The organism is Mycobacterium lepromatosis (assembly GCF_000975265.2).
GTDB classification, from domain to species: Bacteria; Actinomycetota; Actinomycetes; order Mycobacteriales; family Mycobacteriaceae; genus Mycobacterium; species Mycobacterium lepromatosis.
Genome location: NZ_CP083405.1, coordinates 1937887 through 1963779, shown reverse-complemented (window position 1 = coordinate 1963779; position 25893 = coordinate 1937887). Strand labels below are relative to the sequence as shown.

19 protein-coding genes and 7 pseudogenes are annotated in these 25893 nt (G+C 58.3%); 9 read left to right on the top strand and 17 right to left on the bottom strand.

Features of this window, described 5'->3' with window-relative positions:
- Positions 1-120: 120 nt before the first annotated feature.
- Positions 121-615 (bottom strand): LysM peptidoglycan-binding domain-containing protein, encoded by a 495-nt coding sequence (locus tag MLPF_RS09390; protein WP_045842838.1) that lies wholly within the window; start codon positions 613-615, stop codon positions 121-123.
- Positions 616-894: 279 nt separating this feature from the next.
- Here MLPF_RS09390 and lexA point away from each other — a divergent pair, with 279 nt between their 5' ends.
- The gene (gene lexA, locus MLPF_RS09385; protein ID WP_045842837.1) at positions 895-1614 is read left to right on the top strand and encodes a transcriptional repressor LexA; all 720 of its coding nucleotides are present in this window, start codon (positions 895-897) and stop codon (positions 1612-1614) included.
- A gap of 38 nt (positions 1615-1652) precedes the next feature.
- Here lexA and MLPF_RS09380 read toward each other — a convergent pair whose 3' ends face one another.
- A complete protein-coding gene (locus MLPF_RS09380; protein ID WP_175266375.1) occupies positions 1653-3704 on the bottom strand; it encodes an LGFP repeat-containing protein in 2052 nt (683 codons plus the stop codon).
- 371 nt (positions 3705-4075) lie between these two features.
- On the opposite strand from MLPF_RS09380, the gene MLPF_RS09370 reads away from it, so the two are divergent.
- The 3 genes and pseudogenes from MLPF_RS09370 to MLPF_RS16345 form a co-directional block, all read left to right on the top strand.
- Positions 4076-4381 carry a hypothetical protein gene (locus tag MLPF_RS09370; protein WP_045842835.1) on the top strand — a complete coding sequence of 102 codons (306 nt, stop codon included), beginning with the start codon at positions 4076-4078 and terminating at the stop codon, positions 4379-4381.
- Between the two features lie 1155 nt (positions 4382-5536).
- On the top strand, positions 5537-5746 hold the full coding sequence (locus MLPF_RS16350; RefSeq protein ID WP_050039025.1) for a hypothetical protein: 210 nt from the start codon (positions 5537-5539) through the stop codon (positions 5744-5746).
- Positions 5688-5864, top strand: a pseudogene (locus MLPF_RS16345) (ATP-binding protein); the annotation flags it as partial. The gene MLPF_RS16350 and the pseudogene MLPF_RS16345, both read left to right, overlap by 59 nt.
- A gap of 167 nt (positions 5865-6031) precedes the next feature.
- On the opposite strand, the pseudogene MLPF_RS09360 reads toward MLPF_RS16345, so the two are convergent.
- A pseudogene (locus MLPF_RS09360) lies at positions 6032-6337 on the bottom strand (type VII secretion protein EsxI).
- A 1066-nt stretch (positions 6338-7403) separates the two neighbouring features.
- On the opposite strand from MLPF_RS09360, the gene MLPF_RS15810 reads away from it, so the two are divergent.
- Entirely contained in the window at positions 7404-7535 is a 132-nt protein-coding gene (locus MLPF_RS15810) for a hypothetical protein (RefSeq protein WP_282435807.1), read from the top strand.
- A 963-nt stretch (positions 7536-8498) separates the two neighbouring features.
- Here the strand turns inward: MLPF_RS15810 and MLPF_RS09355 are convergent.
- The 5 genes and pseudogenes from MLPF_RS09355 to MLPF_RS09335 form a co-directional block, all read right to left on the bottom strand.
- A pseudogene (locus MLPF_RS09355) lies at positions 8499-9656 on the bottom strand (acyl-CoA dehydrogenase family protein).
- Between the two features lie 155 nt (positions 9657-9811).
- On the bottom strand, positions 9812-11278 hold the full coding sequence (gene hflX / locus MLPF_RS09350; protein ID WP_045842833.1) for a GTPase HflX: 1467 nt from the start codon (positions 11276-11278) through the stop codon (positions 9812-9814).
- 52 nt (positions 11279-11330) lie between these two features.
- Positions 11331-12221 carry a diaminopimelate epimerase gene (gene dapF / locus MLPF_RS09345; RefSeq protein ID WP_045842832.1) on the bottom strand — a complete coding sequence of 297 codons (891 nt, stop codon included), beginning with the start codon at positions 12219-12221 and terminating at the stop codon, positions 11331-11333.
- Between the two features lie 60 nt (positions 12222-12281).
- A complete protein-coding gene (gene miaA, locus MLPF_RS09340) occupies positions 12282-13217 on the bottom strand; it encodes a tRNA (adenosine(37)-N6)-dimethylallyltransferase MiaA (RefSeq protein ID WP_045842831.1) in 936 nt (311 codons plus the stop codon).
- Positions 13214-13912 (bottom strand): class III extradiol dioxygenase subunit B-like domain-containing protein, encoded by a 699-nt coding sequence (locus MLPF_RS09335; RefSeq protein WP_045842830.1) that lies wholly within the window; start codon positions 13910-13912, stop codon positions 13214-13216. The genes miaA and MLPF_RS09335 overlap by 4 nt, the downstream gene beginning before the upstream one ends.
- A gap of 321 nt (positions 13913-14233) precedes the next feature.
- On the opposite strand from MLPF_RS09335, the gene MLPF_RS09330 reads away from it, so the two are divergent.
- On the top strand, positions 14234-14425 hold the full coding sequence (locus MLPF_RS09330; protein ID WP_162196903.1) for a hypothetical protein: 192 nt from the start codon (positions 14234-14236) through the stop codon (positions 14423-14425).
- A 74-nt stretch (positions 14426-14499) separates the two neighbouring features.
- On the opposite strand, the gene MLPF_RS09325 is transcribed toward MLPF_RS09330, so the two are convergent.
- Both MLPF_RS09325 and MLPF_RS09320 read right to left on the bottom strand, forming a co-directional pair.
- Positions 14500-14652, bottom strand: coding sequence for a hypothetical protein (locus MLPF_RS09325; protein WP_156147034.1), 153 nt, complete (start codon positions 14650-14652; stop codon positions 14500-14502).
- 68 nt (positions 14653-14720) lie between these two features.
- Positions 14721-15086 (bottom strand): hypothetical protein, encoded by a 366-nt coding sequence (locus MLPF_RS09320; protein WP_162196902.1) that lies wholly within the window; start codon positions 15084-15086, stop codon positions 14721-14723.
- Between the two features lie 1471 nt (positions 15087-16557).
- On the opposite strand from MLPF_RS09320, the pseudogene MLPF_RS09315 reads away from it, so the two are divergent.
- Positions 16558-17734 (top strand): annotated as a pseudogene (locus MLPF_RS09315) (DUF349 domain-containing protein).
- Here the strand turns inward: MLPF_RS09315 and MLPF_RS09310 are convergent.
- The 6 genes and pseudogenes from MLPF_RS09310 to MLPF_RS09285 form a co-directional block, all read right to left on the bottom strand.
- Positions 17731-18360, bottom strand: a pseudogene (locus tag MLPF_RS09310) (Rv2732c family membrane protein). The pseudogenes MLPF_RS09315 and MLPF_RS09310 overlap by 4 nt on opposite strands.
- Positions 18357-19889 (bottom strand): tRNA (N6-isopentenyl adenosine(37)-C2)-methylthiotransferase MiaB, encoded by a 1533-nt coding sequence (miaB, locus tag MLPF_RS09305; protein WP_236684926.1) that lies wholly within the window; start codon positions 19887-19889, stop codon positions 18357-18359. Before miaB ends, MLPF_RS09310 begins: the two are co-directional and overlap by 4 nt.
- 78 nt (positions 19890-19967) lie before the next feature.
- A complete protein-coding gene (recX, locus tag MLPF_RS09300; RefSeq protein ID WP_045842827.1) occupies positions 19968-20483 on the bottom strand; it encodes a recombination regulator RecX in 516 nt (171 codons plus the stop codon).
- A complete protein-coding gene (recA, locus tag MLPF_RS09295; protein WP_045842826.1) occupies positions 20449-22581 on the bottom strand; it encodes an intein-containing recombinase RecA in 2133 nt (710 codons plus the stop codon). Before recA ends, recX begins: the two co-directional genes overlap by 35 nt.
- A gap of 153 nt (positions 22582-22734) precedes the next feature.
- The gene (locus tag MLPF_RS09290; protein ID WP_045842843.1) at positions 22735-22929 is read right to left on the bottom strand and encodes a DUF3046 domain-containing protein; all 195 of its coding nucleotides are present in this window, start codon (positions 22927-22929) and stop codon (positions 22735-22737) included.
- Between the two features lie 22 nt (positions 22930-22951).
- Positions 22952-24118, bottom strand: coding sequence for a glycosyltransferase (locus MLPF_RS09285; RefSeq protein WP_045842825.1), 1167 nt, complete (start codon positions 24116-24118; stop codon positions 22952-22954).
- 104 nt (positions 24119-24222) lie between these two features.
- Here MLPF_RS09285 and MLPF_RS09280 point away from each other — a divergent pair, with 104 nt between their 5' ends.
- Together MLPF_RS09280 and MLPF_RS09275 are read left to right on the top strand one after the other, a co-directional pair.
- Positions 24223-24621, top strand: coding sequence for a limonene-1,2-epoxide hydrolase family protein (locus MLPF_RS09280; protein ID WP_420329587.1), 399 nt, complete (start codon positions 24223-24225; stop codon positions 24619-24621).
- 84 nt (positions 24622-24705) lie between these two features.
- Positions 24706-25026: pseudogene (locus MLPF_RS09275) on the top strand (DUF5313 family protein).
- 6 nt (positions 25027-25032) lie between these two features.
- Here the strand turns inward: MLPF_RS09275 and pspM are convergent.
- Positions 25033-25883: pseudogene (gene pspM / locus MLPF_RS09270) on the bottom strand (phage shock envelope stress response protein PspM).
- Positions 25884-25893 lie beyond the last annotated feature (10 nt).

Below are 25893 nucleotides of genomic sequence, written 5' to 3'. Positions count from 1 at the left end.
TCCGAGATGTACCTGTTACTGAACCAAACAACGAATGCTGCCGCCACACATCCGCGTTCATCGTCGCAAACACCAGGCAGCTTTGCCTTTGGGCGGTTTCCACAATACACGGCGAGGCCATCAGCCGACCGGCGCGATCAGGGTCTGGCCCGCGACGAGCGTCGGCGAGTCCAGTAGGTTAAGTTCACGGATGCGCTCGCTCACTTGGCGAACCGGTGCGTCGGGTGCTACCCGAGCAGCCACGTCCTGAAGCGACTCTCCGGCTTCAACTCGCACCACGGCTAGCCTGTCTGGCATGTGAGTGACAGAACCGGTAACGTCGCCATTGATCACCTGGCTGAAATCGGCCATTAAACCGAGCCACAGGGTGATCATCCCGGCGAGCAAGGCCAGCCCGATCGTTTTCGCGAGTGAAACGGTACGCCTACGATGTGGGGCGACCGACATCGCTACTCCGCTACCGGAGTAGCGCATCGGCGCACTCGCTGGCCGCGATGGGGCCGGCCTGCGAAACCCAACCAGCTCAACGCGGTCACAACGAGGTCCAGGAATCGGTCGGCTCATCGGGCGCCGGACATTCCCGGTACGCAACGGTATTGCGTAGATGACTAGCATGTGCGTTCCTCCGATCGACAATTTCTCGCTCGTGTGTTCGACACTAGTCGATCATGTGTTCGATAGACGAACATTTGATCGAAGCGTGTCAGGCATGTGTGCACGCTAATCCAGACCACCGACATTTAGACTTGGTGCGCCCACCCCAGGCTGCAGCAGGGAATCCAGTCGTCCTATCCGCCGCAATACGGTTCTAGGCCGGCGGACGATCCCGGTCCCGCGACACATTTGTCGAACACACGTTTGGTTTTCGACTGACATCGGATTACATTCAGTGCCATGAGCGACAGCAGCGACACATCAGGCATCACCGTCGACGGCCGCTTGCATTCTATGGATCATTCTATGGATTCAGTACTCACCGAGCGGCAACGCACCATCCTGGACGTCATCCGGGCCTCAGTAACTAGCCGCGGATACCCACCCAGCATCCGGGAAATCGCCGATGCCGTCGGTCTGACGTCGACATCTTCGGTGGCTCACCAGCTGCGCACCCTTGAACGCAAGGGCTATCTGCGCCGCGACCCGAATCGCCCGCGAGCTGTTAATGTCCGCGACGCCGAAGAGACTCCGGCAGCCGGGCCCGCTGTACTTACCGAGATCGCTGGCTCGGACGTCTTACCGGAACCCACCTTTGTCCCGATCATCGGACGCATCGCGGCCGGTGGTCCGATCCTCGCCGAGGAAACTGTCGAAGACGTCTTTCCGCTGCCCCGTGAACTGGTCGGCGAGGGCACGCTCTTTCTACTCAAGGTGATCGGCGACTCGATGGTCGAAGCCGCGATCTGCGACGGTGACTGGGTGGTCGTTCGGCAACAAAACGTCGCCGATAACGGCGATATCGTCGCAGCCATGATTGACGGTGAGGCCACCGTGAAGACGTTCAAACGCGCAGGCGGTCAGGTGTGGCTGATACCGCACAATCCGGCGTTCGATCCCATTCCCGGCAACTACGCGACGGTGCTTGGCAAAGTCGTCACGGTAATCCGCAAGATATAACCGCCGAAAAGTCCCGTACGTAGCCGACCGGACCGCCGCTAGTCGGCCTTAATGAAGCCGTTGAACTGGGCGATTTCTTCATTGGCTAGCCAGATTTCGGCGAGTGTGTCGTGGTAAAGTTCGCTCTCCGGAGTGTAATACAGACCGAAGCGCGGACTAGCTTTGATAGGATAACCGTCAGGCACCTGATAAGGGTCATCCAACGGCAGGTGGATTGTCGGCCGGAGAGTCGGGCCTGGCCGAAATGGCATCCTCAGCACACTGACCCCCGGGAAGGACGCATCTAGCGCATCCGCCATATCAACGGCCGCGTGTCGCCCCGTACTCACCTCAGTGTCAGCGGCAAAAGTTTCCAACAAACTACTATCAGTGGCGACAACCTCCACGGCATCAGCATCCCAGTGCGCTGCATTCGACCAAGCAGCATGTAGAGAGTCGACATCATACAGAACCGACATAGAATCCGTATCCACCGCGGCGGGATCGTCCTCTTCAAGGCCTAAAGGCTCTTCGGGCCCGGACGGCAATTCGCTGCCGAACGCCGTGTCAAGCGTAGCATCCTGGACCTGGCCGGTAGCGTCCTGTGCTCCACGCAACCAGCTTACCGTCGGTCCGCGTTCGATATCGCGTGCCGGATGCTCGGTACCGGATTCGGCATCGTAGGTACACTGCCCATCAACTGCGGCATCGTAGCCAACGTCCATATCGTGGTCATGAACGTCAGCAACGATGTCGTGAGCGGTGCGACGCCGACGCCATCCGAGTGCTAGCAAGACGAACATCACGATCACTAACAGCACCGCAATCGCAGCCACCAACCACCACCAATTCCAAGTGGCCTTCTTGGCGTGGAGTGGCATCGCCGACACACTCGGTTGGCTCTGCCCGAACACCCGCAGACCGGACAACAGCGACGCCAGGTTAGTCGGATCGGTAGTGAAGGTGTTATTAGCGCGGTTCCATGAAATTTTGCCGCCGACAAACTTCTGCGAAATCACATCACCATCCACCGCTTGGTCTGCGACCGGGACACCGAGGACGCCGACTGAACCGCCGAGTTTGTCCCACGCCGCCTTCATCGCTCCGCGCACAACAAACGCACCGTGGTCGGGTGTCCAAAAAATCACCGGCTTATCGGCTGCGGAGAATATGGCGATCCGGCTGGAGGGAACGATGCCACCGTCACCCTCGTTGGCGGCGGGGAAACCCAAGTCGCTGCCGACCGGACCGCCTAGAGACTCGTACTTAGCCAGAATGTCGCTTTCGACCGCATTAGCACCGGTGGCTTTGCTGAAAAACACCTTGCCACCCGCGAAGTCCTGGATAATTCCGTCGTCGCCGATGGGATGCTGCCCGCCCTGCTTGGGACCTAACGGACCCGAAACGCCGCCAGCCGCGCGCCAGGCCATGCTGATGGCCGCGGTGGGATCGGTCGCTACCAACAGGCCGGTTAGCTGTTCGGCCAGTGCCGTCGGCTCGGTGGTGAACTCGTTGCTTTTCTTGTTCCACGAGACTGCACCACGACTGAACTTCTGGGAGATAACCTCACCGTCGAAGCTTTCATCCGCGACCGGGACGCCGAGGACGCCGGCTGAACTGCCGAGTTTGTCCCACGCCGCGTTGAGCGCACCACGCACGACAAACGCACCGTGGTCGGGTGTCCAAAAAATCACCGGCTTGTCGCTGGCAGCGAATATACTAACTCGGCTATCGGGCCCAGCTAGACCGGGAACTTCGTCGATGGTTGGGAACCCCAAATCGCTGTTGACCGGACCGCCGAGTGACTCGTATTTACCCAGAACTGGCCCGTACATCAACTTCGCGCCGGTAGCCGTGGTGAAGAATAGTTTACCTGACGCAAAGTTCTGGGCGAAACCGTCACCGACAGAATACACTTCGCTCTTCTTGGCGCCAAGCACCGAATTATCGCCACCGGCTTTGTTCCATGCGGCCGTAATAGCATCGTCGGCGTCATCGGTGGGAGACGCAGTCACAACAGGCGCCAACAACACGGCGACCACCGCTGTGGTCGCCGTGTTGGCCAGCGCCTTCCTTACCCGCTTGCCCACTTGACCTCTCTGCTCGTTCACTAAAGTGTCTTCCAGCTAACAGACACGCCCGACTCTGTGGTCATGCCCGTACCCTGCCCACCCAACGAGCGGGTTCTCCCAGTAAGACTCGTATTATCGCCGAGCACAGATGACTTTGCTCCGGCGAACGACAATTGCGAAGGTAAATCAAAAATACTACGAGAACAGATACTGAGTCGATGTCGAAATGGTGCTGTCCCATACCGGTGGAGCGACCGATGACGCAGCAACCCACACCATATTAAGATTAGCGAGATTAAGATTAGCGAGCTCGAGTTTACCGCCCTGCGGATGCGGCACAAAAACACAAAAACCGTAGTTAACGTGAGTGTTTCCAGAGTTACCTGGGCACTCACCAACGTTCCAACGTTGTGGGCACCGGCTTGTTGCCCAGTTCTGCTTTCCACACAACTTTCCCCGTACACGATAAGGACTTTAACGTTAGCCATGATGGTTCGACTATCGAGCTCGACGTCGCCGTCCCCGGCTGCTCAGCGGTCGGGGACGGCAGCCCAACCATGTCACCGTGCGTACGCATTGGCTATCTCGCCGGCCATCCCTCAGTAGACGTCGATATCGTCTTCGTCGACAACACCTCCACCTACTGGGAGGTCGGCGTGCCCAACAAACTGGCCGCGCTCGACCTTCCCGAACCCATCAAATACCTAGACCCCTAGACTTCACACCCAGCATCGACGTCACCGCCGCCAACGACCCCATGAACCGGGCCCGGTTCCAAACTCCGCTACTCGGTACCCACGCGCCTAATCGGCACTACATGTGGCGGTCGTGGTCAACACAGCACTGTGACGATCCTAGAACCTGCCACTGGGGTGGTCGTGACTGAGCATGAACTGCGCAGCCTCGGGGAGGCCGCCACTGTCGATGAGCCCTACGACAGGCCCAGGACCAAAAATAATATTGCAGATACAGAGAGACAATTCTACTGTCTCGAGGGAAGAAGCCGGGCAGTTCCTAGTAGGTACCGCTGTCATCGACAACACCCTTTTGGCGTCTAAACTTGACATGCTGCTTGGGTTTAGGGGCCTTCCCGCGGTGATGAAGTGTTGGTTGAGACCCTGAGCCAGGAGGTTCGACTTCGGCTTTACTTGTTTTTCAATCTCACAGTGAGACAAGCTTTGATCAGTTGCAACTCTGCCTCCGACATGGTGCCTTGCGCCCCGGCACCAGTCGGTCGTTGACATCGGCCGGATGATAGACTCTGCCGGTGATTAGCGTATCGGTGATCGCGCACAAGTCCAGCAGGTTATATACTAATCGGCGTTGTTGCGGACCAGTCGCGATACCTCGATGCCCAACGCAATCCTAGCCTTGCTCAGCTCAACCTAAAAGCACGTTTGCGTGATTCATATTTGGCGGAGAAGGTATTCAGTGTGCTGAACTATCTGAGTCGGAGTTGATTGACGCACATATCCTTATCAACTAGCCACACAACGCGTGACTCGAAAAACCTCTGCGACGGGGAGTGCAGCTCCAACAAAACCTTCATGCCCAACACCGACACCGCGTTCTCCGGCACCAAAAATACATCCGTCGCAGCCGCAAGTATAATTCCTAGCGAACTCTAGGTCAGCTCCACCACTAGCCGCAACGCCCTGTTCCAGCGCTGAAACAACCGCGCCGCCCGCACAAGCCCAAACAACGGATGTGTCTCCGCTACAACCCGCGCTTCACGCGGTAGCACCGCATGCAACTGTTGCGGTTTACCACCATCACTCCCGACACAAGCAAGAATCGACTACTGATCAGCTACGGACACACCACTATGTCAATTAGGGTCACGGTTCGCTACTTCACCACCGTTAACCCCATTGAAGCTCTTTACCGCAGGGCTGGCCGACAAAATCATCGACACCCTGCTTCGCTCCGACATCGTGATCCTCAATGAAATTAGCTTCACCCTATTCGATGACACCGGGCACCTAACTACTTTTTCGCTTGGTAGCCGCCAGCTCCATGTATCGCTCATTGGCGATCGCCTCACATCGGCCCTTCGAGCAATGGGAACGGTTCCTGCCTGAACACACCAGCAGCATCCTCGACCACCTACTGCACCACGCCACCATCGTAGTCACCTCCGGTGAGTCCTACCGGATGTGCCACACCGGCCACGAGAAAAGAGCTGCCAAACCGAGTTAGCCAATCACCCGGGTCCGTGGTAGAGACCTTTCCTGGCCGCCAGCGGTGACATTTACATGGCCACTGGCACTACTACCGTTCGTTCATTACTCCCACAGCGACTCACTCCACTAAACTCATCAATGCACTCTAAGAATTACGTACCAGCCGGTTTATAGAGTCAGGTCCTAGCGGAAACTGACAAGGCGATCAGTGTCAGCCATTGAGGAGCTGGCACCTTGCACCTTTTGGCCGTGGATGTTGGCCTGCTCATCAATCATCTGGAAGTTGCGGCCCAAATCACTGACGAACTGCTCGCCTGCTGCCGAGCCTCGTCCATCCCGAAAGGCAGCGGCGTTTTACACACTTGCCAGGATGACCTGACGCGTGGCTTCCAGCGACGCCGCTAGAGCACGGCTGGTCGCGTCATGCACGTTGATATCCCCCAACTGGTAGTTCAAACTCGCCCCTCCACGGTCGGTCTGGGTGGTGATAAAAAGGTACAGTTGTTGTGGTCGTTGTGGAACCATTGGTGATAGCCTGCAGCAAACTCGGTGTCGGTGGCACAGGCGGGGTGAACTGGTAGATCTCCCACAACGGACTCGGTGCCGCATGCGAGTGCACCAGCAGCACTGGCACAGTCGGCGTTTCTCCCCCATTACCGTGAAGAGCTCAAGCTTGTAGGTCGTCATCACGTCCGCGTTACTGACCCACATCTCTTGGGCGGCATTCCTCCTACGCAATCACGGTGGTGAAAGCCCCGAGCAGGTCGGCTTCCTTACGCGCTGTGCCCTTCAGGCAGTTCGCCAACACCCACCGATACCATCGAGTTGACCGTCTTGTCGTAGGCCACCCCACTTCAACGAGTTAATCGGCGGCCCTAGTGGCCGCCGCAGCGTGTTTCACTAGCCAGCTCCTTTACCCGGTTTGCCACGTCTGAAATCGGATCCGCCGTATCACCGCGCAAAAACTCATTCACTGGTGGTGATTTTGGCTTCCCGCTCCTTCCGCCAACTGGGCTAGTCTTCCGGAAAACCACGCCATGCCGCTTGAACGGCCCGTAGCGGGCCCAAATTCTGGCCACGAAACTATATCGCTAGCATATCTATTCGCCGTTAGCAATCCGTGACCAGCCATAGCTAAGATGGCTTGGAGGTCGTTGTCAGTTTCTTCAAAACCCCCAGTAATCAGATTCTTGAAAGCCCTTATCAGGGTGTTCATAAGTCTTTTGCGGCAGCCATCACATCCTGACCGATCCGCCTTGCCCGCCATCCGCACCCCTACCTGTATGCATTTGGTACAACTGCCCACGGGCATTAAAAATCTAGCTAACAGAGCTGACAGGCTCTCGACGGAGGCACCTTGGTGGTCACCCGTGACCTTATAGGTCTTGGCTGTCGAAACACAGTTAGCAAACTCCACCATCTTGATTTTTACTACAGTGATGGTATCTAAACTTTATCATCACCTCACTAGATTCATCTGACCGACGAATATCCGTCACCAAGTTCTTTGATTCTGCGCCCAAACTCAATCACTAGCCCTGCAACGGATCGGAGGGTGGACCATCAGGTGAACACTGAAGAACTCCAGAACCTGGCCTACACGATGACGGTGACGCCAAAGGACACAGGTGCTAACTCACGATGGCCCAGTCCCGTCTATGACGTCGGCGACGATGAGTCGTTCTGATCGATGATTGTCTTGCTGCGCGGGCTGTTGGGAAGATGCGGCAGTTCAAACTAGGCACCCACGCCTTCCAGAACCGCTGCTACACTTTGGTGGCCAAGAGGTGACAAGCAAGCGTGTTGACGATGCAGCAGACTTCTTGTAGATAGTGGAAAGCACTTTCGCTGGGAGTGCGATCGCTGGACAGCCAGCGATCGCATCTTTGTGCCGATGAATATTCGGTGAGTGGCTGTACCGCATTCGTCATCAACGCCTACACCGTGTGTTGATCCGACGACTGGGAATGCTCGTGGACCAAAAACACCGCGTTCGTGGAGCGTGCATTGCGCCATGCAACCACCTACCCTGCCCGACAGAGCCGCGCTTTCAACAACGCAATTCACTGATAGGATGACGGAAGCCAATATTTTGCAATACATTTCGTCGATACACTGATAACTACTGGTCCGATTCCGTCGCTCGGGTAACGTCGGCGACGTCTACCACAACGCGCTGCGCGCGACCACGCTAGAGCTCTACAAGACCGAGTACGTCCTCCACGAAAACCCATTTCGTAGCGTACCAATCCAAACCCTGGCCAACCTGACAGATACCACCTCCGCATGGGCCAGTTGGTACCATCAAAGTAGGCTTATGCACCGTTTGAGCCAACTGCCGCCCATTGGATCCGAGCCCGGTACTACGATCAACTCCGGTCCGGAAAACATACTGAATCACAACGTAACGAAGCGTGCATCAAAAGCAGTTAGCTTCACCAAACCCGCCCAAATCACCGAGCCATACAATAACGCGACCCAAATCTTCTTATCCCACATCTACACTGACCAAGACAGAAATTCTTTTGGTCTATGTTCCAACTATCTGTGGAAGTCGGGACTAACGACAAGAAATATTGCGCAATAATTTATTTCATGATTAATAGCAACGGAAGGCTGATCACCTAGTTGAAATTACAACTGGCTTACGCTAGACACCGAGGCTCCGGTCGATAATCTCCTTCATCATCTCGATGATCCTTCTATAGTTCGTCTGAACCAGGACATCGAAAATCGAAATAGGCACGGGAGACTAGGCGATTCGCGCATGTAGCCGTACCTGCCGTGCAGTTGAAGGCAAAGGCCGACCAGTGGTAGCTGCTGCTCGCCAACGTACCACTTCACCATTGTGACCTATTCCTCGGTTAGCGCCTTCTCGAAGTGCAGATGGATGAATTCGTCAACCATCATGCACATCACGATGGCCTCGATCGCCAACTCGGCCAGTGGGCAATTGCTGTTCTGGAAGCGGCCACTTGTCTTGCCAAAAGCTTTGCGCTCTTTGGTGTAATGCAATGTCTTTTCCAGCATCCCATCCATCGCCAAGGCTGCTATGATGGCGATCGAGATCCTCTCCTGCGGCAGGTTCTGCATCAGATAGATGCACCTCCATCCCCTCCTGGCCAAGCAGATTGTCCGTCGAAACTTGCACGTTGGTGAATGACAACTCCGCGACGTCCCACGCAATCAGTCCAATTTTGTTTAAATGGCGGCCGAGTTCAAAGCCCTCCATGCCGCCAAGAAGCTAAAAGCCCTGCACACCCTTGTCCGAGTCGGTTTGCACTACCACGACCATCAGATCCGAATTGATTCCGTTGGTGATGAACATCTTTACTCCATTAAGTATGGAGTGATCCCCCTGCTTGACCGCGCGGGTCGCGATACCCTGCAATCACTGCCAGTCCCCGGTTCGGTCATCGCCATCGCGCTGATCAGTTTCCCGGTGCAGAATTTAGACAACCAGCGCTGCTTTTTCTCCTCAGTGGCCAAGAACAACAGGTACGGGGACACGATGTCGTTGTGTAAGCCGAACACGATACCGCTGTAGCCCCCGACGTTGGTTTTCTTGGTGATGATCGTGTTGTATCGAAAATCGAGTTACCGCCACCATCGTACTCTTCGGACGCCGCCATCCCGATAAAGCCCTGTTTGCCAGCCTCGAGCCACACCCTCCTTATCGACGATCTTCACTTTCCTCCATGCGCCGTAGTACGGCGCAACGTAGCGATCGAAAAAACCCCAGTAGGATTCACGAAACAATTCATGCTCAAGGTGGAAAAGTACGCTGGTAGTTGATGGCACCACTCATGACACGACCTCCGGCGAACAGGAACTTCGCCGCCCAAAATGCATCAACCGGATGGTTGGTCAACAGCTTGCCGCCCGACCCACCAACTAACCAATCAAGCGATGCGCCGCACACCGGCGGTGACTACAACCTCAGTGACATCTGACCGGCCAAAACTATCGGTCGGCCGAGAACTCCTGCAAGCGGGCGGCCAATGCCACGGGAACCCGGGCCTTGATCCGGGTGCCGTTCGAGTTGTGCTCTGCGTGCTGAACTCGCCCGTTGGCGTGCAGGCTAGCCACTAGATCACCGCGGTCATACGGGATGACCACGTCTACAGCGGTATCGGTGGCCACAACGAGCTCGGCTATCCGTCGCCGCAACACGTCGATACCGTCTCCGGTGCGAGCTGAAATGAACACGGCGCCTGGCAACCTGTGACGAAGCTTGGCCAGCATCAGAGCGCTTGCGGCGTCGATCTTGTTGACCACCAGCAGCTCATGCGGCGCCTCCACACCACCGCCCTGGTGATCGGAAATAACCTCAAAGATCACCTGACGGACAGCATTAATCTGGGCCAACGGGTTGGCATCTGAGCCGTCGACGACATGCAACAACAGGTCGGCGTCAACGACCTCTTCAAGTGTGGAAAGAAATGCTTCGACCAGCTGAGTAGGCAGATGGCGAACGAACCCCACAGTGTCGGTGAGCACGAACGACTGACCGTTATCGAATTCTGCGTGCCGGGTGGTGGGTTCTAGTGTGGCGAACAACGCGTCCTGCACTAGCACCCACGCCCCGGTCAGCGCGTTCAGCACACTGGACTTGCCGGCGTTGGTGTAGCCGACGATGGCGATCGAAGGAATGTCGCTGTGCAACCGGCGGCTTCGCTGGGTGTCGCGGGCCTGCTTCATAGCGCCGATCTCCCGACGCAGCTTGGCCATCCGTTTCCGGATGCGGCGCCGATCGGTCTCAATTTTGGTCTCACCAGGACCGCGCAGGCCCACTCCTCCGCCGCTGCCGCCGACTCGACCACCAGCCTGCCGTGACATCGACTCACCCCAGCCGCGTAACCGCGGCAGCATATACTCCATTTGAGCCAACAACACCTGCGCTTTGCCCTCTCGGCTTGTCGCGTGCTGAGAGAAAATGTCAAGAATCAGCGCGGTGCGGTCTATGACCTTCGCCTTGACCGCCTTCTCCAGCGCGGTCAGCTGCGCGGGAGACAGTTCACCGTCGCAAATGACGGTGTCAGCGCCGGTGGCCAACACCACCTCACGCAATTCAGACACTTTGCCAGAGCCGATGTAGGTCGACGGATCGGGCCGATCGCGGCGCTGGATGAGGCCTTCGAGAACCTGCGAACCAGCGGTCTCGGCCAGGGTTGCAAGTTCGACCATACTGGCCTGATTGTCGGCCGCACTGCCCTCAGTCCACACACCAACCAATACCACCCGTTCCAGCCGCAGTTGGCGGTACTCGACCTCGGAAACATCAGCGAGTTCGGTGGACAGCCCGACAACCCGGCGTAGCGCTGATCGGTCATGAAAGGCAAGCTCACCGGTGCTAGGCACCGAGTCCAGCAAGTCCCAGCGATCCGGAAAGTCTGCAGAATCCCTATTGGACGAATCTGGATATGTCATAGCCAGTATCCGATGGCGGCACTTCGTAGCTGGGCGCGCATCCGAATAAATTCTAATATCTGCGCGCCAACGAGCACCACCAGGCGTCCGCGAGTTCGCCGTGCGCCACTAACACCGATGGTCCACGCAAGTAGCTGGTCAAGTCGGTGATGGTGATGACAACGTCGCCACCCGGCACCCTGACGGTAAGCGTCCCAGTGTCGGCGCCGGCACTTGCCAACGCAGCGACCGCAGCCGCGACAGTTCCGGTACCGCACGACCGGGTTTCACCCACCCCGCGCTCGTGGACTCGCATCTGGACCACTCCGTCGACCGGTGCGGTGAGCACTTCGATATTGACCCCGTCTGGGAACTGCACGCAGTCGAGGTGCACCGGCGCACCCACGTCCAGAGCTGCGAGCTCTTCCAAACTCAGCTGCGGATCCATGCACGCCAGGTGTGGGTTACCCACGTCTACCGCTACACCGGAAAATCGCCTCCCGCCGACAGTAACCGCAAAGGCCGGCCCCCCACTGCCCAGCAAGTTAGCCTTACCCATGTCTACGGTGACGTCAGCGTTGAGCTGGTCGACATGGTGTACGTTAACCGATCGCGGGCCAGCCAATGACCCAACGACGAATTCATCGCGGGACTCCAAGCCGCTGGCACGCAGGTAATGCGCGAACACCCGCACACCATTGCCGCACATCTGCGCCGCCGACCCGTCGGCGTTGCGGTAATCCATGTACCAGTCGGAGCCGCTGACACCGTCAGGCAGGCGCTCGATCACACCGGCCGTCACTGCTGCCCCCGCGGTAGTAACCCGGAGCACGCCGTCGGCACCCAGTCCTTGGCGCCGGTCGCATAATGCAGCCACCTGGGCGGCGGTGAACGTCACATCAGCCTCGACGTCAGGCAGCAGCACAAAGTCATTTTGGGTGCCGTGCCCCTTGGCGAAGATCATGTGCGCCGCTCTCCTACTCATCGCTGCGCTCTGTATCGTTGCCAGCGGGGATAACCCAGGTCAAGATGCGTTCCGCCACAACCGCAAAGCGTCGTCGACGACTCCGACGCGATCGACTGTACCAACGTCGAGCCAGTGCACTCGGTGGTCTCGATGAAACCACGACTGCTGTCGTTTCGCGTAACGTCGATGGCCCAAGTAGGTTTGATGGCGCGCCTCATCCAGATGGCCGGCGTCCCCTCCAGCGTCAAGTGCCGTGAGCACTTGAGCGTATCCCAGCGCTCGTGAAGCGGTGACCCCGTCGCGCAGACCCCAGCGTAACAGCATGCGTACCTCATCGACCAGACCTTGCCCGAACATTAAGTCAGTGCGCCGCACCAACCTCTCACTGAGAATCTTTCTGTCACAATCTAATCCGACTATCACGGTGTCCCACCGCGGGGCACCGATGCGCGGCGCGGACGCGGCGAAGGGCTTTCCAGTGAGCTCGACTACCTCGAGTGCCCGCACGGTGCGCCGGCTGTCGGTAGGCAGGATTGCCGCGGCTGCTTCCAGGTCACGACGGGCCAGTTCCGCGTGCAGCCTACCCACCCCGACCTCGGCAAGTTGCTGCTCCCACCGCGCGCGCACGGCCGGATCGGTCCCCGGAAACGACCAGTCGTCGAGCAGCGACTGTACATAAAGCATCGAACCACCCACCACGACCGGCACCACTCCACGGGCCACGATCGTCTCAATATCGGCGGCGGCAGCCCGCTGATAGTTGACAACCGTCGCAGTTTCGGTGACGTCCAGGACGTCAAGTTGATAGTGCGGGACCCCTCGACGCGCCGCAACAGGCAACTTCGCTGTGCCAATGTCCATACCGCGATAGAGCTGCATAGCATCAGCATTGACGATCTCCGCGCTAACCTGGCCGCCAAGTCGCTCGATGACGTCGAGTGCCAGTTCCGACTTACCGACACCCGTCGGACCGACAATCGCGAGTGGCCTCATAGCTGCCAGACACCAACGAAATATCCCACACCGTAGGGTGCTCCCCGATACAATTCCTTCGCCGACCGCGGCCCTGTCTCGATCAGCCCGGCCAACACCTGGAATGCCACTCGCCCCGAGATCTGACGAGACAGCCGGGTCAAGGCCGCGACGTCGCCACTTGCCAGGGCGTCATCGAGAGTTAGCTCGGCATCGGCGGCAGCAGGGTCATAGCCGCCGGGGGAACTCGACGTCAAGGTGGTAGCGCCGTCAGCAACGACCAATACTCCAATCGGCTCGGGCGCCTGCTCAATCTCTACGCGCAATTGCCTGCCGCAGGCCAACGCCACGTCGGGATCGTAGTCGCCGCAATACACCCTCACCTGCGCACTGGCGTCCAGCTGGGACTGGCCCCGCACCCAGGCGGCGATCAGTGCACACACCGGGAAGTCAACCGGCAACTCAGCCTCGTCACCGACCTGTGGTGACAGTCGAACCTGCACGTCAGCACCGAAACCCGCGAAGGTGCCTGGGCGGCCTCCGGGGCCCACGACGTCGTCTGCACGACCCGTTCCGACAACAATCCAGCACGGGGGCAGGCAAGCGGCCACCGCCAGCACCGCGGACCTTAGGTCGGCCACTTCGGCAGCCGCTGCCCCGGTAAGCTCAGGAACAAGCACCGGGGCAGACGGAACGATAGCGATAGCGCTCAGCACGCAACCAAACTAACTTCTCGGCGATACAACGAATCGACGCCACTGGTACCGCGGATTTCGAACACCATAAACGAGGTCGACTGCCCTGCGATACCCGCAATGGGATCTTAGCCCAAACCGAAAATCAAGTGCGCTACGCAGGTCGATGGCTTTCCCCTCGCCCCATCCCACAATACACTATCCCCCAAACACTATCCCCCAACGTTTTTCTGGAGAGTTTCTCTGCAACCTTCCTCGATATAGATGCACCCTCGCCATGGGCCACGCCACGGTCGCGATGATAACCAGCAAAATTCCCGCAACAAGCACAAACGTGTGTGTGTGTGTTTCATCGACTCGCCGAGCACGACAATGCTCAGCATCGATCCGACCAACGATTTGGCCACGACCGATATCGGCAATGAGGCGGTCAACAAACCGGCCCAGAATGACGACCGCTCAAAGATCATCACTGCCAGCAGCCTCCCGACCCCGGCACTAGTGTTGCTGCCTGCAACGCGTAATTGCCGATAGCCCTGCAACTACCGGCCGTCGCGCACTGACAAGCGGAAGAGCTCAAATTGACCAATCTGTTTCTCGGTGATCTCCTACGCGGACTGCTGACGGACCACGTCACCGATGTCCGATAGCAGCGCAGCAGCCAGGGCGAGCAACGCCGACATATCCCTTCGCTGTGGGGCTCCCTCTCCGTCCGCCCCCCAGGACATCGAAAAACCGAGTAACACGATGTTCTCGGACACGGTACCGGGCTCAGCGAAGTCGTCGTACTAACCGTGAGACGGTCAGAATCGATTTGTTATTAACTCAGTCAAGCCATGAGATCAGCGTCCGTCGGGCTCCTAGGAGACAGCGAGCTAGCCGGCGGCCCCATTCCGCTGGTTTCGGCGTCGATCATGGCAGCTTCGTCGCGGGCCAGGGCCACATTCACGACAACCACCACTAGAAGTAGCGGAAGATAGACTAGCACGAGGTAGCCGACCTCTTTGTCGGTAACCTGCCGGAGAATCACATACCCGACACCGACGATCAGCGCAGCCACCAAGGCGAGCAACGCTGCAATGTGCACGTTGGCTATCGGCGACCTCACACTGACATCCGTCCCGAAGCCGCCAGATAACGCTTCGGTTAAGCAACCGTCCAATAATGACTCCTGCGCGCTGGATAAGGGACACAACGGAACTTTCCTTCCAAATTGGACTGCTTTGCCACCGGCGTAAGATTTACGGCCCGCAAACCGCTGATTGACATGACGGCGACCACTAGGGTGCTCAACCAGTCCTGCTTTCCTGACCCTTGGCAATGCCCCTACAACGCAAATGATCCCGGCTAATGCAAGCGGTGCTCGTCTCGGCCAGATACACCATGTAATGCATAGCGGGATCCGACAGCTTCAGGTCAATCGCGTTTAGCCACTGCAGGAACCGGCTGGGGGCGTTGGTGCCGGCCACTCAGATCAATCTGAAAAAAATTTGCGCTACAACGCGTGAATGCCTTAATTGAAGAAATCTTGTCGCGACAAGAGAATCCGACAGGTCAACTCCTTGGATCACCGCACCGGCTTTGACCGAGCATGGTTTCACTTGACACAGCTAACGAAACTTTTTCGGATAAGAAATTTTCGTGTGCCCAGATTAATGAAAAATTACCATTATGTTACTAGGCCAGGATATTGCGGTCGGTAGGTCGGCCGGCAAGGGTGCCTTATTGGTGCGATTGCCTATTAGTTAAGTAGGAAGCGATGAGCGCCACCGTGCGTGGTTCGCGAATGGGGGCCCGATTGGGCCCTACTATCTCAAGCGGCGAATGAGTCAAGACGGCATAGGCGAGATCTATTAGGCCATTCGGCGCCGTCCGACAGTGGGTGGTGGAGCTATAGCTGATGTCGGAGACGCTCAGCCGCAAGCCAGCATTTCGCATGCAACACGAAGCCCCGCAACGCCGGCAAGTTGCTGGACATACACCTGGTCGAAAGAACTGCTAGAGTTTTATGCAATAAGAACGCGTGCATGCCGGCAGCCAGTCTAGAGCAATCTACACGGTGTTTGGGGCTACCTACACATCGCGCCACTTCTTCGATGAGATCCTGCGCACCGAACATCATGGTGAACTGTCCCGGAAAACCTAGGTCACCAACCAGTTGGCACTGCCCCGGCAACCCCATAACTAGGCTGCATGGTCTTTTGCGTGGCCCAAGATAGTAGCCCGGCGCTGGTATGGACCAACGCGGACGAACCTGATGACCGTTCTGGCCAAGGAGATCCAGCAGGACCCAACCTCAACCAGCTCTACGGCTGGTCGGAAAAGCCTGAGCTATTCGCAACTCGAACCTTTCGCGAAAGCCGCCGACCCAGGAACCCGGACCAACACCGAAAACAGGTGACGACTTATAGTCCGCCAAGCTGCTTCAATACTGTTGGGAATGGTATAAGAGTCGAGATGACAGCTACCAAGCCACACCAGGCGTCCCCGACCGTGCCAAGGTGCCGCCACACGCAGCAGGAGCGCGAAACAACGATCGCGCAAAGGGGTGGTCAAAAGGGTTAGGTTGACCAACACATGACGACCGACGAATCCCGGACAACGATTCGCCCAAGCCGGTGCCACGTCCATGACCACATCCTAGTCCCCGCCCCACCACCCACCCGATGGCAACATTCCCGCCCAGCGACCCACACCGATTCGGACGCGTGGATAACGACGGCACAGTGTAGCTTATCAACGCGGGCGGTGATTCCCTCGTATTCGGTGGCCGATTCGACGATCTGAGCACCGAGGTCACGCTGATGAAGGAGCAGCTGGCATAGAATACCGACGATGCCCACAAGATCAAGGCCAATGCAGCAGCGCTGGCCGAAACGTTGCCTACGGCATGCGTATTGGGCGACATCGACGCGCCCGCCACCCGGTTGGCGAAACTGCTGGCAAACGTCGACGTTATCGTCGTCGCGGATCGCTCCCGACGAGACGAGCGTCGGGTCACGTAGACCGCGTGCAAGGAGGCGTTGGCCGCCGAGGCCGAAGATCTGGCCGCCAACTCAACCCACTGGAAAGTCGCCGGCTAACGGTTACACGCGATCCTCGAAGAATGGAAGACAATCAGAGGCCTTAGACCGAAAGGTCAACGACACGCTGGGGAAGCGCTATTCGGCGGCCCGAGAAACCTCCAACCGGCGACGGGGATCACATTTCTCCAAGCTCGACCGGGAGCGTTCTGGCATCAGGCAATCCAAAGAACGGCTCTGCGAACGCGCCGAAGAGCTGTCTAACTCCACCGAGTGGACTACCAAGAGCGCAGAATTCCGAAAGCTGCTCGCCGAATGGAAGACTGCTGGACAAACAACCCAAGAAATCGACGTCCCTGTGGCGCCGCTTCAAAACGGCCCAGGACTGCTTATTCACGGCTCGCAATGCCGCGTCAGCGGAAAAAGACGCCGAGTTGCGGGCCAATGCCACCGCCAAAAAGGCCGTTGCTGGCTGAGGCAGAAAAACTCGACACCGCCAACCACGAAGCCGCGAGAACAACGCCGCACTCGATCACCAAAAAATGGAACGCGATCGATCGGGTCCTCCTAGATAAGGTCCGCTAAGTTGGAGCAACGGCTGCACGCCGTTAAGAAAAGGTATGCAAAGCCGGTGAATCGGATTGGTGCGATCCCCAGACTCAGGCGCGCGCCGAGCAATTCCGAACCCGGGCTGAGCAGTTAGAACGGCAGGCCCGCAAGGCAGCGGCGGCCGCCCGAATCAAAAAACCTAAGAGACCAAGGCCGAACAGTGCGGCGGTGGACTGAAGCCGCAGCTGAAGCGTCGACCCGTAGACCCTAGCGACCGACTTGGGGATCCGATGGTGTCCTGGTGTCCGGGTTACTAGCGCTGTACAAGCCGTCCAGTAGTGTCTTTGACTGCTGCTGCGCAACAACCCGACGCTGCTACTCCTCGATAGCGAGTTGCACGACCGTACTCGACCACACCACGCGGGCCCAGTGAAACGTCAACAAGATCAGCGTTATCCACCCCACGATGAGCCCCACCCCAGGACCCGGCTGACCCGCAACCACGGTCTGGCGCGACCACACAGCCAGCAGCCCAACGATGCTGGCTATCGCCACACCCACCAGCGCAACCCAGGCCAGCACCCAACGCCGGGTCATCAACGCCAGCATCGAGAAACCGATACCGAATACCAGCGACAGCCAGGCGAATATCCGCGAAGGCAATGCCATCGCGGCCACTCCGGTGCCGTGGCTATCGAACAGCACATCCCAACCCCGCACCTGACCGGTGTGTGGCAAGATGAACGATCCCAGCAGCACCAACACCAGGACCGCTACTACGACGAAAACCTTTGCTCCAGGATCGATCTCACGTGCGACCCGGCGCTTCTCTGCCTCAAGCGCAGCCCAGAGGGCATGCGAATCCGGGAAGTCCACGATATTGTGTTCTTCGTTCATCGGGCACATCCGGCAGACCACATCGAAGCCGAATGCTGCCCGATACTCGGCATGCCCAAAGGAATTTGGCCAAGCCCAATGCTACGTGAGCACTGCCTGGCTGCGTGTGCGTCCCCGGCACGGGTACGGCGGTGAGTTAATATGCCCGCATCGGCGATCAGATGGTGCGGTGCTGCTTCAGTAATCACCACGGTGATGATATCACCGGGCCGCACCTGCGCGTCCCACGGCTTGTCCAAGGCGAAATGCACCAACCGGCCGTCGCGTGCGCGCCCAGTCCTGCGCGCGGTGCGGGCGTCTTTGCGTCCTTCGCCGGTGGTGACTAACAATTCGACAGTCCGCCCGATCAGCACACGATTTTCCTCCATACAGATCTGTTCCTGCAGCTCAACTAGCCGTTCGTAGCGTTCCTGCACAACGGACTTCGGCAGCTGCTCGCCAAGTTCAGCAGCCGGGGTGCCGGGGCGGCTGGAGTACTGGAAGGTAAACGCCGTCGCAAACCGAACCTGGCGCACCACGTCAAGCGTGGCCGCAAAGTCCTCCTCGGTCTCACCGGGAAATCCCACAATGAGATCGGTGGTGATGGCGGCGTGTGGCATGGCCGCCCGAACCCGGCCGACGATGCCAAGATAACGCTCGACACGGTAGGACCGCCGCATCGCACGTAGCACCAGGTCGGACCCGGACTGCAACGGCATATGCAAGGCGGGACACACATTGGGCGTCTGCGCCATTGCCTCGATGACATCGTCGGTGAACTCGGCAGGATGCGGAGAGGTGAACCGCACGCGTTCGAGTCCATCGATACGCCCGCAGGCCCGCAGCAACGCGGCGAAGGAACCACGATTGCGGGGAAGCGCCGGGTCAGCGAAAGAGCCCCTGTAAGCATTTACATTCTGCCCCAACAAGGTTACTTCTATCACGCCGTCAGCAACCAGTGCTCCCACCTCAGTCAGGATGTCCTCCGGACTGCGATCGACCTCCCTACCTCGTAGCGACGGAACAATACAGAAGGTGCAGCTGTTATTGCATCCAACAGAGATGGACACCCAAGCAGCATAATCGCATTCGCGGGCACTCGGCAGCGCTGACGGAAACTGTTGCAGCGCGTCGACGATTTCCACCTGGGCGACCTTGTTGTGGCGAGCCCGTTCGAGGAGCGTGGGCAGTGATCCCAGGTTGTGAGTGCCGAAAACAATATCGACCCACGGCGCCTTGCTCAACACCGCGTGTCGGTCTTTCTGAGCCAGGCAGCCACCTACCGCGATTTGCATGTCGGGATTTTGCCGCTTGCGCAGCGCCAGGTGGCTGAGGTTACCGTAGAGCCTGTTGTCGGCGTTCTCACGAACAGCGCAGGTGTTGAAGACCACCACATCAGCGTCTCCAACATCTGCGTCGTCAGCCGCCCGCTGGTAACCGGAGGCCTCGAGCAAACCCGCCAACCGCTCGGAATCATGAACGTTCATCTGACAGCCGTAGGTACGGACCTGATAAGTGCGTGTCGATCGAGTCACAGCATTATCCGCCATGCCCGCGTCACGCGTCACCACCGAAGTCACGGGGTAATAGTAAGGCGACCGGAGCCCACCGGATTAACCAGCAGCTTATTAAACCCGACGCCGTTTCTGTTCGGCAACAAGCTCGGCTACAACCACTTCGCATGCGGTGGTCTGGCTGTATCCACGGCGGGCCAGCATCGCCATCAGTCGGCGACTCACCCGTGCGTCATCCGCGCCAAGGACCTCTCGCCGCAGTCTGATACGCACCAGCTGCTCAGCTCGCTCCCGCTCGGCAGCGGGGTCGATCCCAGTCAGCACCGTGGCAATAACGTCATTGTCTACACCCTTGGCGTGCAAGTCAGCAGCCAACGCACGCCTGCTCTTTCCCGCGTTCACCCGACGAGACCGCACCCACTGTTCAGCAAAGTCAGTGTCATCCACCAAACCAACAGCAGCCAGCCGATCTAATACCCGGTCGCTAACGTCATCGGCGTATCCGCGTTTCGTCAGCTGGCCGAATAGCTCAGCTCGCGTTCGCGATCTCGCAGTGAGTAGGCGCAGGCACAATATCCGTGCCTGCTCTTCGCGATCAGAAATCGACGGGGGTGGGCAGGATGTCATCATCGGTCACGATCGCGCCAATGCCAAGTCTCTCCTTAATCTTCTTCTCGATTTCATTGGCCACATCGGCGTTCTCCAACAAGAAGTTGCGCGCATTCTCCTTGCCTTGTCCAAGCTGTTCGCCCTCATAAGTGAACCAAGACCCGGACTTGCGGACAAAGCCCTGGTCCACGCCCATATCAATCAGCGAGCCCTCCCTGCTAATGCCCTTGCCGTACAGAATGTCGAACTCAGCCTGCTTGAAAGGTGGCGACACCTTGTTTTTGACGATCTTGACCCGGGTTCGGCTGCCGACCGCATCGGTACCGTCCTTAAGGGTCTCAATCCGACGCACGTCCATGCGCACCGACGCATAGAATTTCAACGCCTTTCCACCCGTGGTGGTTTCGGGAGAATTGTGCACCATAACTCCGTCAACGAAGTAGTTGTGATTGCCCTCAACCTCGATATCGAACCGATTCATTGATCGGGTAGACAGTTTGACATAAGCATCGAGAACGCGGGCCGGCACCAACTGCTGCATGGGTTCGACGAACTGCGGCGTCACGCTCCCTCGACCACGGAACCGCGGCAACAACTTGTACTCCATGGAAGGCGCCACGTATGGAGCGACCAATGCCTGGAACTTCGCAGTGGCCGCAGTGGCAAACACCAGCACAGCCTTACCGGCCGCACCAACGTCTCGCAAGCGCACATCGAAGCCGTGTGTGTCGCACAGATAATCGCGCAACCGTGCACGTGTGCCTTCGGTCATGGCATCGACACAGATCTCAATCCGCCCGCTGCCAGTGGCGGTACATTCCTTCACCCCCTTGGAACGCACTGTGCGTGAACCGTCGTCCATATACCAAATAGCCAGAGCCAACGGCGTCAGCGCCTTGAGATACTCTTCGGAGAAGAACTTCTTGCCGTCCCCGAGATAGACCGCGCGCTGTAGCTCAACGAGCTCTGGCAATGGGGTGAAGTCGACAAAGCTCGCACCCATGGCGTTCTCCCGCACCGTATGCCGAATGTTGCCCATTAGTGCCGTCTTCCACTGCAGATATTCCAACTGCTTGCAACTGTGTCCAAACCGGAACCGGGCACCGTTGCGATCGCAAAAATTGGGCGAGAGGTGCCCGTCACCCATAAGTGAGCCCAACACCACTTGGAACTGCTGATCGCTCAGCATGTGTGGTTCGACGGCAAGCACCCGATCACCGGCAGTAATGTTACCAGCTTCTGTCCAGCCGCCAGGTGTGCGAATGAGGTGATTGGGCGTCACAGCAAACTGTGACCTGCCTTTACTACCAGACTTCTCAACAATAAACTGGAGGAACTGTTCAGCTGGCCCGTTATTGAACCAGTTCACTACCTTGCGCGGCACAATCCGGTCGGTTACCGGGTCGTAAGACAGCACTTCGACGTCCATTTTGTTGTTGACGATCTTCCCGATCTTTTCGGTGGAACCGTCCGCAAGAGTCACCCGGGCCGAGTAATTCATGCACCCGAACATCACCCCAATCTTCTCGCGTAACTGGTTGATGAAGATCGCTGTAGTTCCCGAATTACTCAGCGCACCAGTCATTTTCCGCAGTGCCTGACTCATCAGCCGAGCTTGCAGTCCGACATGGCTGTCCCCCATCTCACCTTCGAGTTCCGCGCGCGGCACTAGCGCAGCAACCGAGTCGATGACCACAATGTCGAGCGCGCCAGAACGGATCAGCATGTCAGCGATCTCGAGGGCTTGTTCACCGGTGTCAGGTTGACTGACCAGCAGGGAATCGGTGTCAACGCCGAGCTTCTTGGCGTACTCCGGTTCCAGCGCGTGCTCGGCGTCGATGAACGCTGCGACACCGCCGGCCGCCTGGGCATTGGCCACCGCGTGTAGTGCAACAGTAGTTTTACCCGAGGACTCCGGGCCGTAGATTTCCACGATCCGACCACGTGGCAGACCGCCGATACCCAGAGCCACATCCAGTGCGATGGAGCCGGTCGGAATTACCGAGATTGGCTGACACATCTCGTCACCGAGACGCATCACTGAACCTTTACCGTAGTTTTTCTCGATCTGGGCCATTGCCAGCTCGAGAGCTTTCTCACGGTCGAGTACTTGTGCCATGTTACTTCTCCTGTAGTCGGTGACCGGATACCGGTCGGTTAGCCGTGACACTAGAGAGGGCCACCGACAAGCCGACATCGCCGAATAAACACCACAGTATCCGAACGATTGTTCGATTGAAGTTTCGACACGCCGTCCCAGCAATCCACGAAATCACCACTGATCGCTGGGCACGTCGAAGTCGACACACAATGCCCGCCAGACATCGCGAGGCTCAACACCGTCTTCGATCGCCTGGGCAGCGGTACAACCGCCGAAGCCAGTCAGCACGTGATCGACCAACACAGACGCGCCGTATGCAGCGCCGAATCGCAGTACGACTCGCTCGTGGAATTCCGTCAACCGCACAGCGGCCAACTTACCCAAACAGTTACCCAGCGAGCGCTAGCGCTTCGTGGCATACTCGAACCGGATCTGCGACCCCAGCGATGCTGACAGCGGCTCGTTGTGCGGCCTCGCGATAGTCCGGCGACGACAGCACCTTATTAACCGCAGCTAACAATGCCGCAGCGGTCAACGGCCGAATCAACTGCGCACTGCCCTGCCGCACCACCCGATTGGCTATCTCCCATTGATCCCCGCCACCAGGAACCACCACCAACGGCACCCCGGCCAATAGCGTTTTGGCGACCATCCCGTGACCGCCACCGCAGATCACCACGTCGGCATGCGTCAACAGCTTCGCCTGGTGTACCAACCCAGCTATCGCCCAGGGCGGCACCGTCAAATCGGCACCGTTCAGCCGAGACACCACTACGCGCGACCCCGATGGCAACGTGTCACCGGGCACTAGCGCGTCCAAGGCAGTCTGCGCCACGCCCGAAGCCCCAGTCAACGCCGTAGACGGTGCCACGACCACCACAGGTCCGGAGCCGGAAGGGATCTGCAACACCCGATCGGTCGGCTCGAAGTGCAACGGACCCACTACCACGGCCTCAACCGGCCAGTCTGGACGAGGGACCTCCAACGCGGGCAGCGTGGCGATCAGCCGTCGTAGCGGCCCTGGATCGCAGGCCGACAATCCGATCTGCACCCGGACCGTCGCCCGCTCTCGCAGGCCGGCACGCCAAGACCGTGCGGTAAGTGCCCGCATGGTGGCATCTCGCATCCGGCCGCGAATGCCGACACCGGACGCCAATCCGCTGCCTATCGGCGGCAAACCCTTGGACGGCAGGTACAACGGATGCGGGTTGAGTTCAATCCATGGGATCCCCAGCAGCTCAGCAGCCATACCACCGGCCGCGGTGATGACGTCGGATATTATCAGGTCAGGTGCCAAGTCACGCAGCGCTGGCACGTTAAGCACAGCCATCTGCGCTGCACGCCGGTGGATCCTGGCCCCGGCATCGTCATCGTCATCAGCGGCCACGAGCCCATCTAACAGGACTGTCTCAATGCCGGCGGCCCGAGCAATGTCGACGCACTCCACTCCGGTGAACAAAGTGGGCGTGTCCCCCGCTTCGGCGAAACGTTGACACAGTGCGATCGCGGGAAAAGAGTGCCCCGGATCTGGCCCGGCAACCACGGCTATACGCATTTAGCCTACCATGCCACAGCACCGTTACTGCCATGTTTCTCCTCAGCTGGCAGGCATGTCTGAGCTTGACCGAGGTATCTGTCCAAAGTGTTAAGGTTGAGAACATGCGCACGGTCGAGGTTTTCTTGGCCGCCCTGCAGGACGAGGATTACGAAACCGCGTACACAACGTTGGACGACAACCCCATCTATCAGAACGTCGGACTGCCAACAATCCATGGCCGTAGCAGAACGATCACACTGTGGCGTAAGATGGAGGGCCGTATCGGATTCGAGATAAAGATTCACCAAATTGCCGCCGGTGGCGACGCGGTGCTCTGTGAACGCGCCGACACGGTGATCGTCGGCCCGCTACGGATTCAATTCTGGGTTTGTGGTGCTTTCGAAGTGCGCAGTGGACGAATCACGTTGTGGCGTCACTCCTTTGATTTCTTCGACTTGTTCAAGGCAACCGTGCGAGGCCTGGTTGCGCTGGGGATCCCGTCGCTAAAAGCAGCGTTCTAACAATTGAGCGACAAGCCCACCCACACGAAGCCCAACGCGCTGTAATACGTTCACTATCACTGTTTATGGGGATTGCCCGACTCGATGCGAGACTAGGTATGCAACGATCCGGCCGGCAAGGGTGCTGCCGCCTAAATGATGGTCCGCGTCACGGTCCTGGCTGCGCTGACACTCACACCGTTCTAGTTGCTCCAAAAGACGCTCGACGTCCACTTAAGCATGCCGTTGCCGATCCTCATCCCGTTCGTTTACTTCTCGCATGCACTCAGAACAACACATGGCGACATTACATGCTGAACGTGCAAAACCTGGACCCCAAGTCCGTCGACGAACTCACGCACAAGTGCGACGTCCATATCCACCAGGCCATACATCGAGCGCTACAACCCGCGCCCCAAGGACTAAACCTGTCTAACGTTGCGGCATTCCGCCGAATTCGTCGAACGCCTGCGCCCAACCGGCCAGACAATCAGCAGCGCCGGCCAGCTTCTCACGGTAGAGCCGCTGCGAACCCGATGCCGACCCTGCCCCGGAACCACCGGCACTGCTCGCCGAAGAAACAAATTTGGCTGCGAAGGTGACCATTTCATTGTACTTACGGAAACCGGCGCTCAACTGTGCAGTAAACGCAGTAATTATTTAGTAATTTATTATTTATTTTTGGTGGGGATCAGAGAAAACACCGATAACTCAAGAATAGCGCACCACCCGCTCTATCGACACCACCTGGGAACAGTGGCCTCCATTGCCACTAAGGTTTTGTTAGCTGCGGGGATCGAATCAAGCATTTCGACCGCAGGCAATATCCCGCCCCGCTCCATCACACCCAACAACGAAAAAAACCAGATTCAGGAGACGCCCAGCTCCGACATCGAAGGTCGAGCAACCTAGCCGGGTGGCAGTAACCGACGAACTCCGGTGGGCCGCCGTGCCGGCAACGGCTCCAACCGCAGCCAGCGGTAGCGAAGCAGCAGCAACGTCGCAGGAACGGCCTGCAAAACCGCGATGAAACCGGTGATCTGCAGCAGCAACGCGAACCAACCCCAGGCTGCCAGGAACACAGTCACCACGCCCCAAAACAGGCATCCGAAACCGAAGATCAAGCCCCACCGCAGCGCGCGGCGGCGACGACGAAGCAAGCGAGCACGCGGATCCAACACGACACTAGTCTTTTGGGCGACCAATTCGAACAAATCGGTGGCGATGTCCAGTCCACGCCGCACCAACAACGCGCGCCATTGCGCACGTTGGCCTCCGTTCACGGGTCACCTC

Excerpts from the sequence above, each read along its gene's own strand:
- miaA (WP_045842831.1), bottom strand. The coding sequence starts at position 13,217 with ATGAGGCCACTCGCGATTGTCGGTCCGACGGGTGTCGGTAAGTCGGAA.
- miaB (WP_236684926.1), bottom strand. The coding sequence starts at position 19,889 with ATGGCGGATAATGCTGTGACTCGATCGACACGCACTTATCAGGTCCGT.
- hflX (WP_045842833.1), bottom strand. The coding sequence starts at position 11,278 with ATGACATATCCAGATTCGTCCAATAGGGATTCTGCAGACTTTCCGGAT.
- MLPF_RS09280 (WP_420329587.1), top strand. The coding sequence starts at position 24,223 with ATGCGCACGGTCGAGGTTTTCTTGGCCGCCCTGCAGGACGAGGATTAC.
- dapF (WP_045842832.1), bottom strand. The coding sequence starts at position 12,221 with ATGATCTTCGCCAAGGGGCACGGCACCCAAAATGACTTTGTGCTGCTG.
- MLPF_RS09285 (WP_045842825.1), bottom strand. The coding sequence starts at position 24,118 with ATGCGTATAGCCGTGGTTGCCGGGCCAGATCCGGGGCACTCTTTTCCC.
- MLPF_RS09390 (WP_045842838.1), bottom strand. The coding sequence starts at position 615 with ATGCTAGTCATCTACGCAATACCGTTGCGTACCGGGAATGTCCGGCGC.
- recX (WP_045842827.1), bottom strand. The coding sequence starts at position 20,483 with ATGATGACATCCTGCCCACCCCCGTCGATTTCTGATCGCGAAGAGCAG.
- recA (WP_045842826.1), bottom strand. The coding sequence starts at position 22,581 with ATGGCACAAGTACTCGACCGTGAGAAAGCTCTCGAGCTGGCAATGGCC.
- lexA (WP_045842837.1), top strand. The coding sequence starts at position 895 with ATGAGCGACAGCAGCGACACATCAGGCATCACCGTCGACGGCCGCTTG.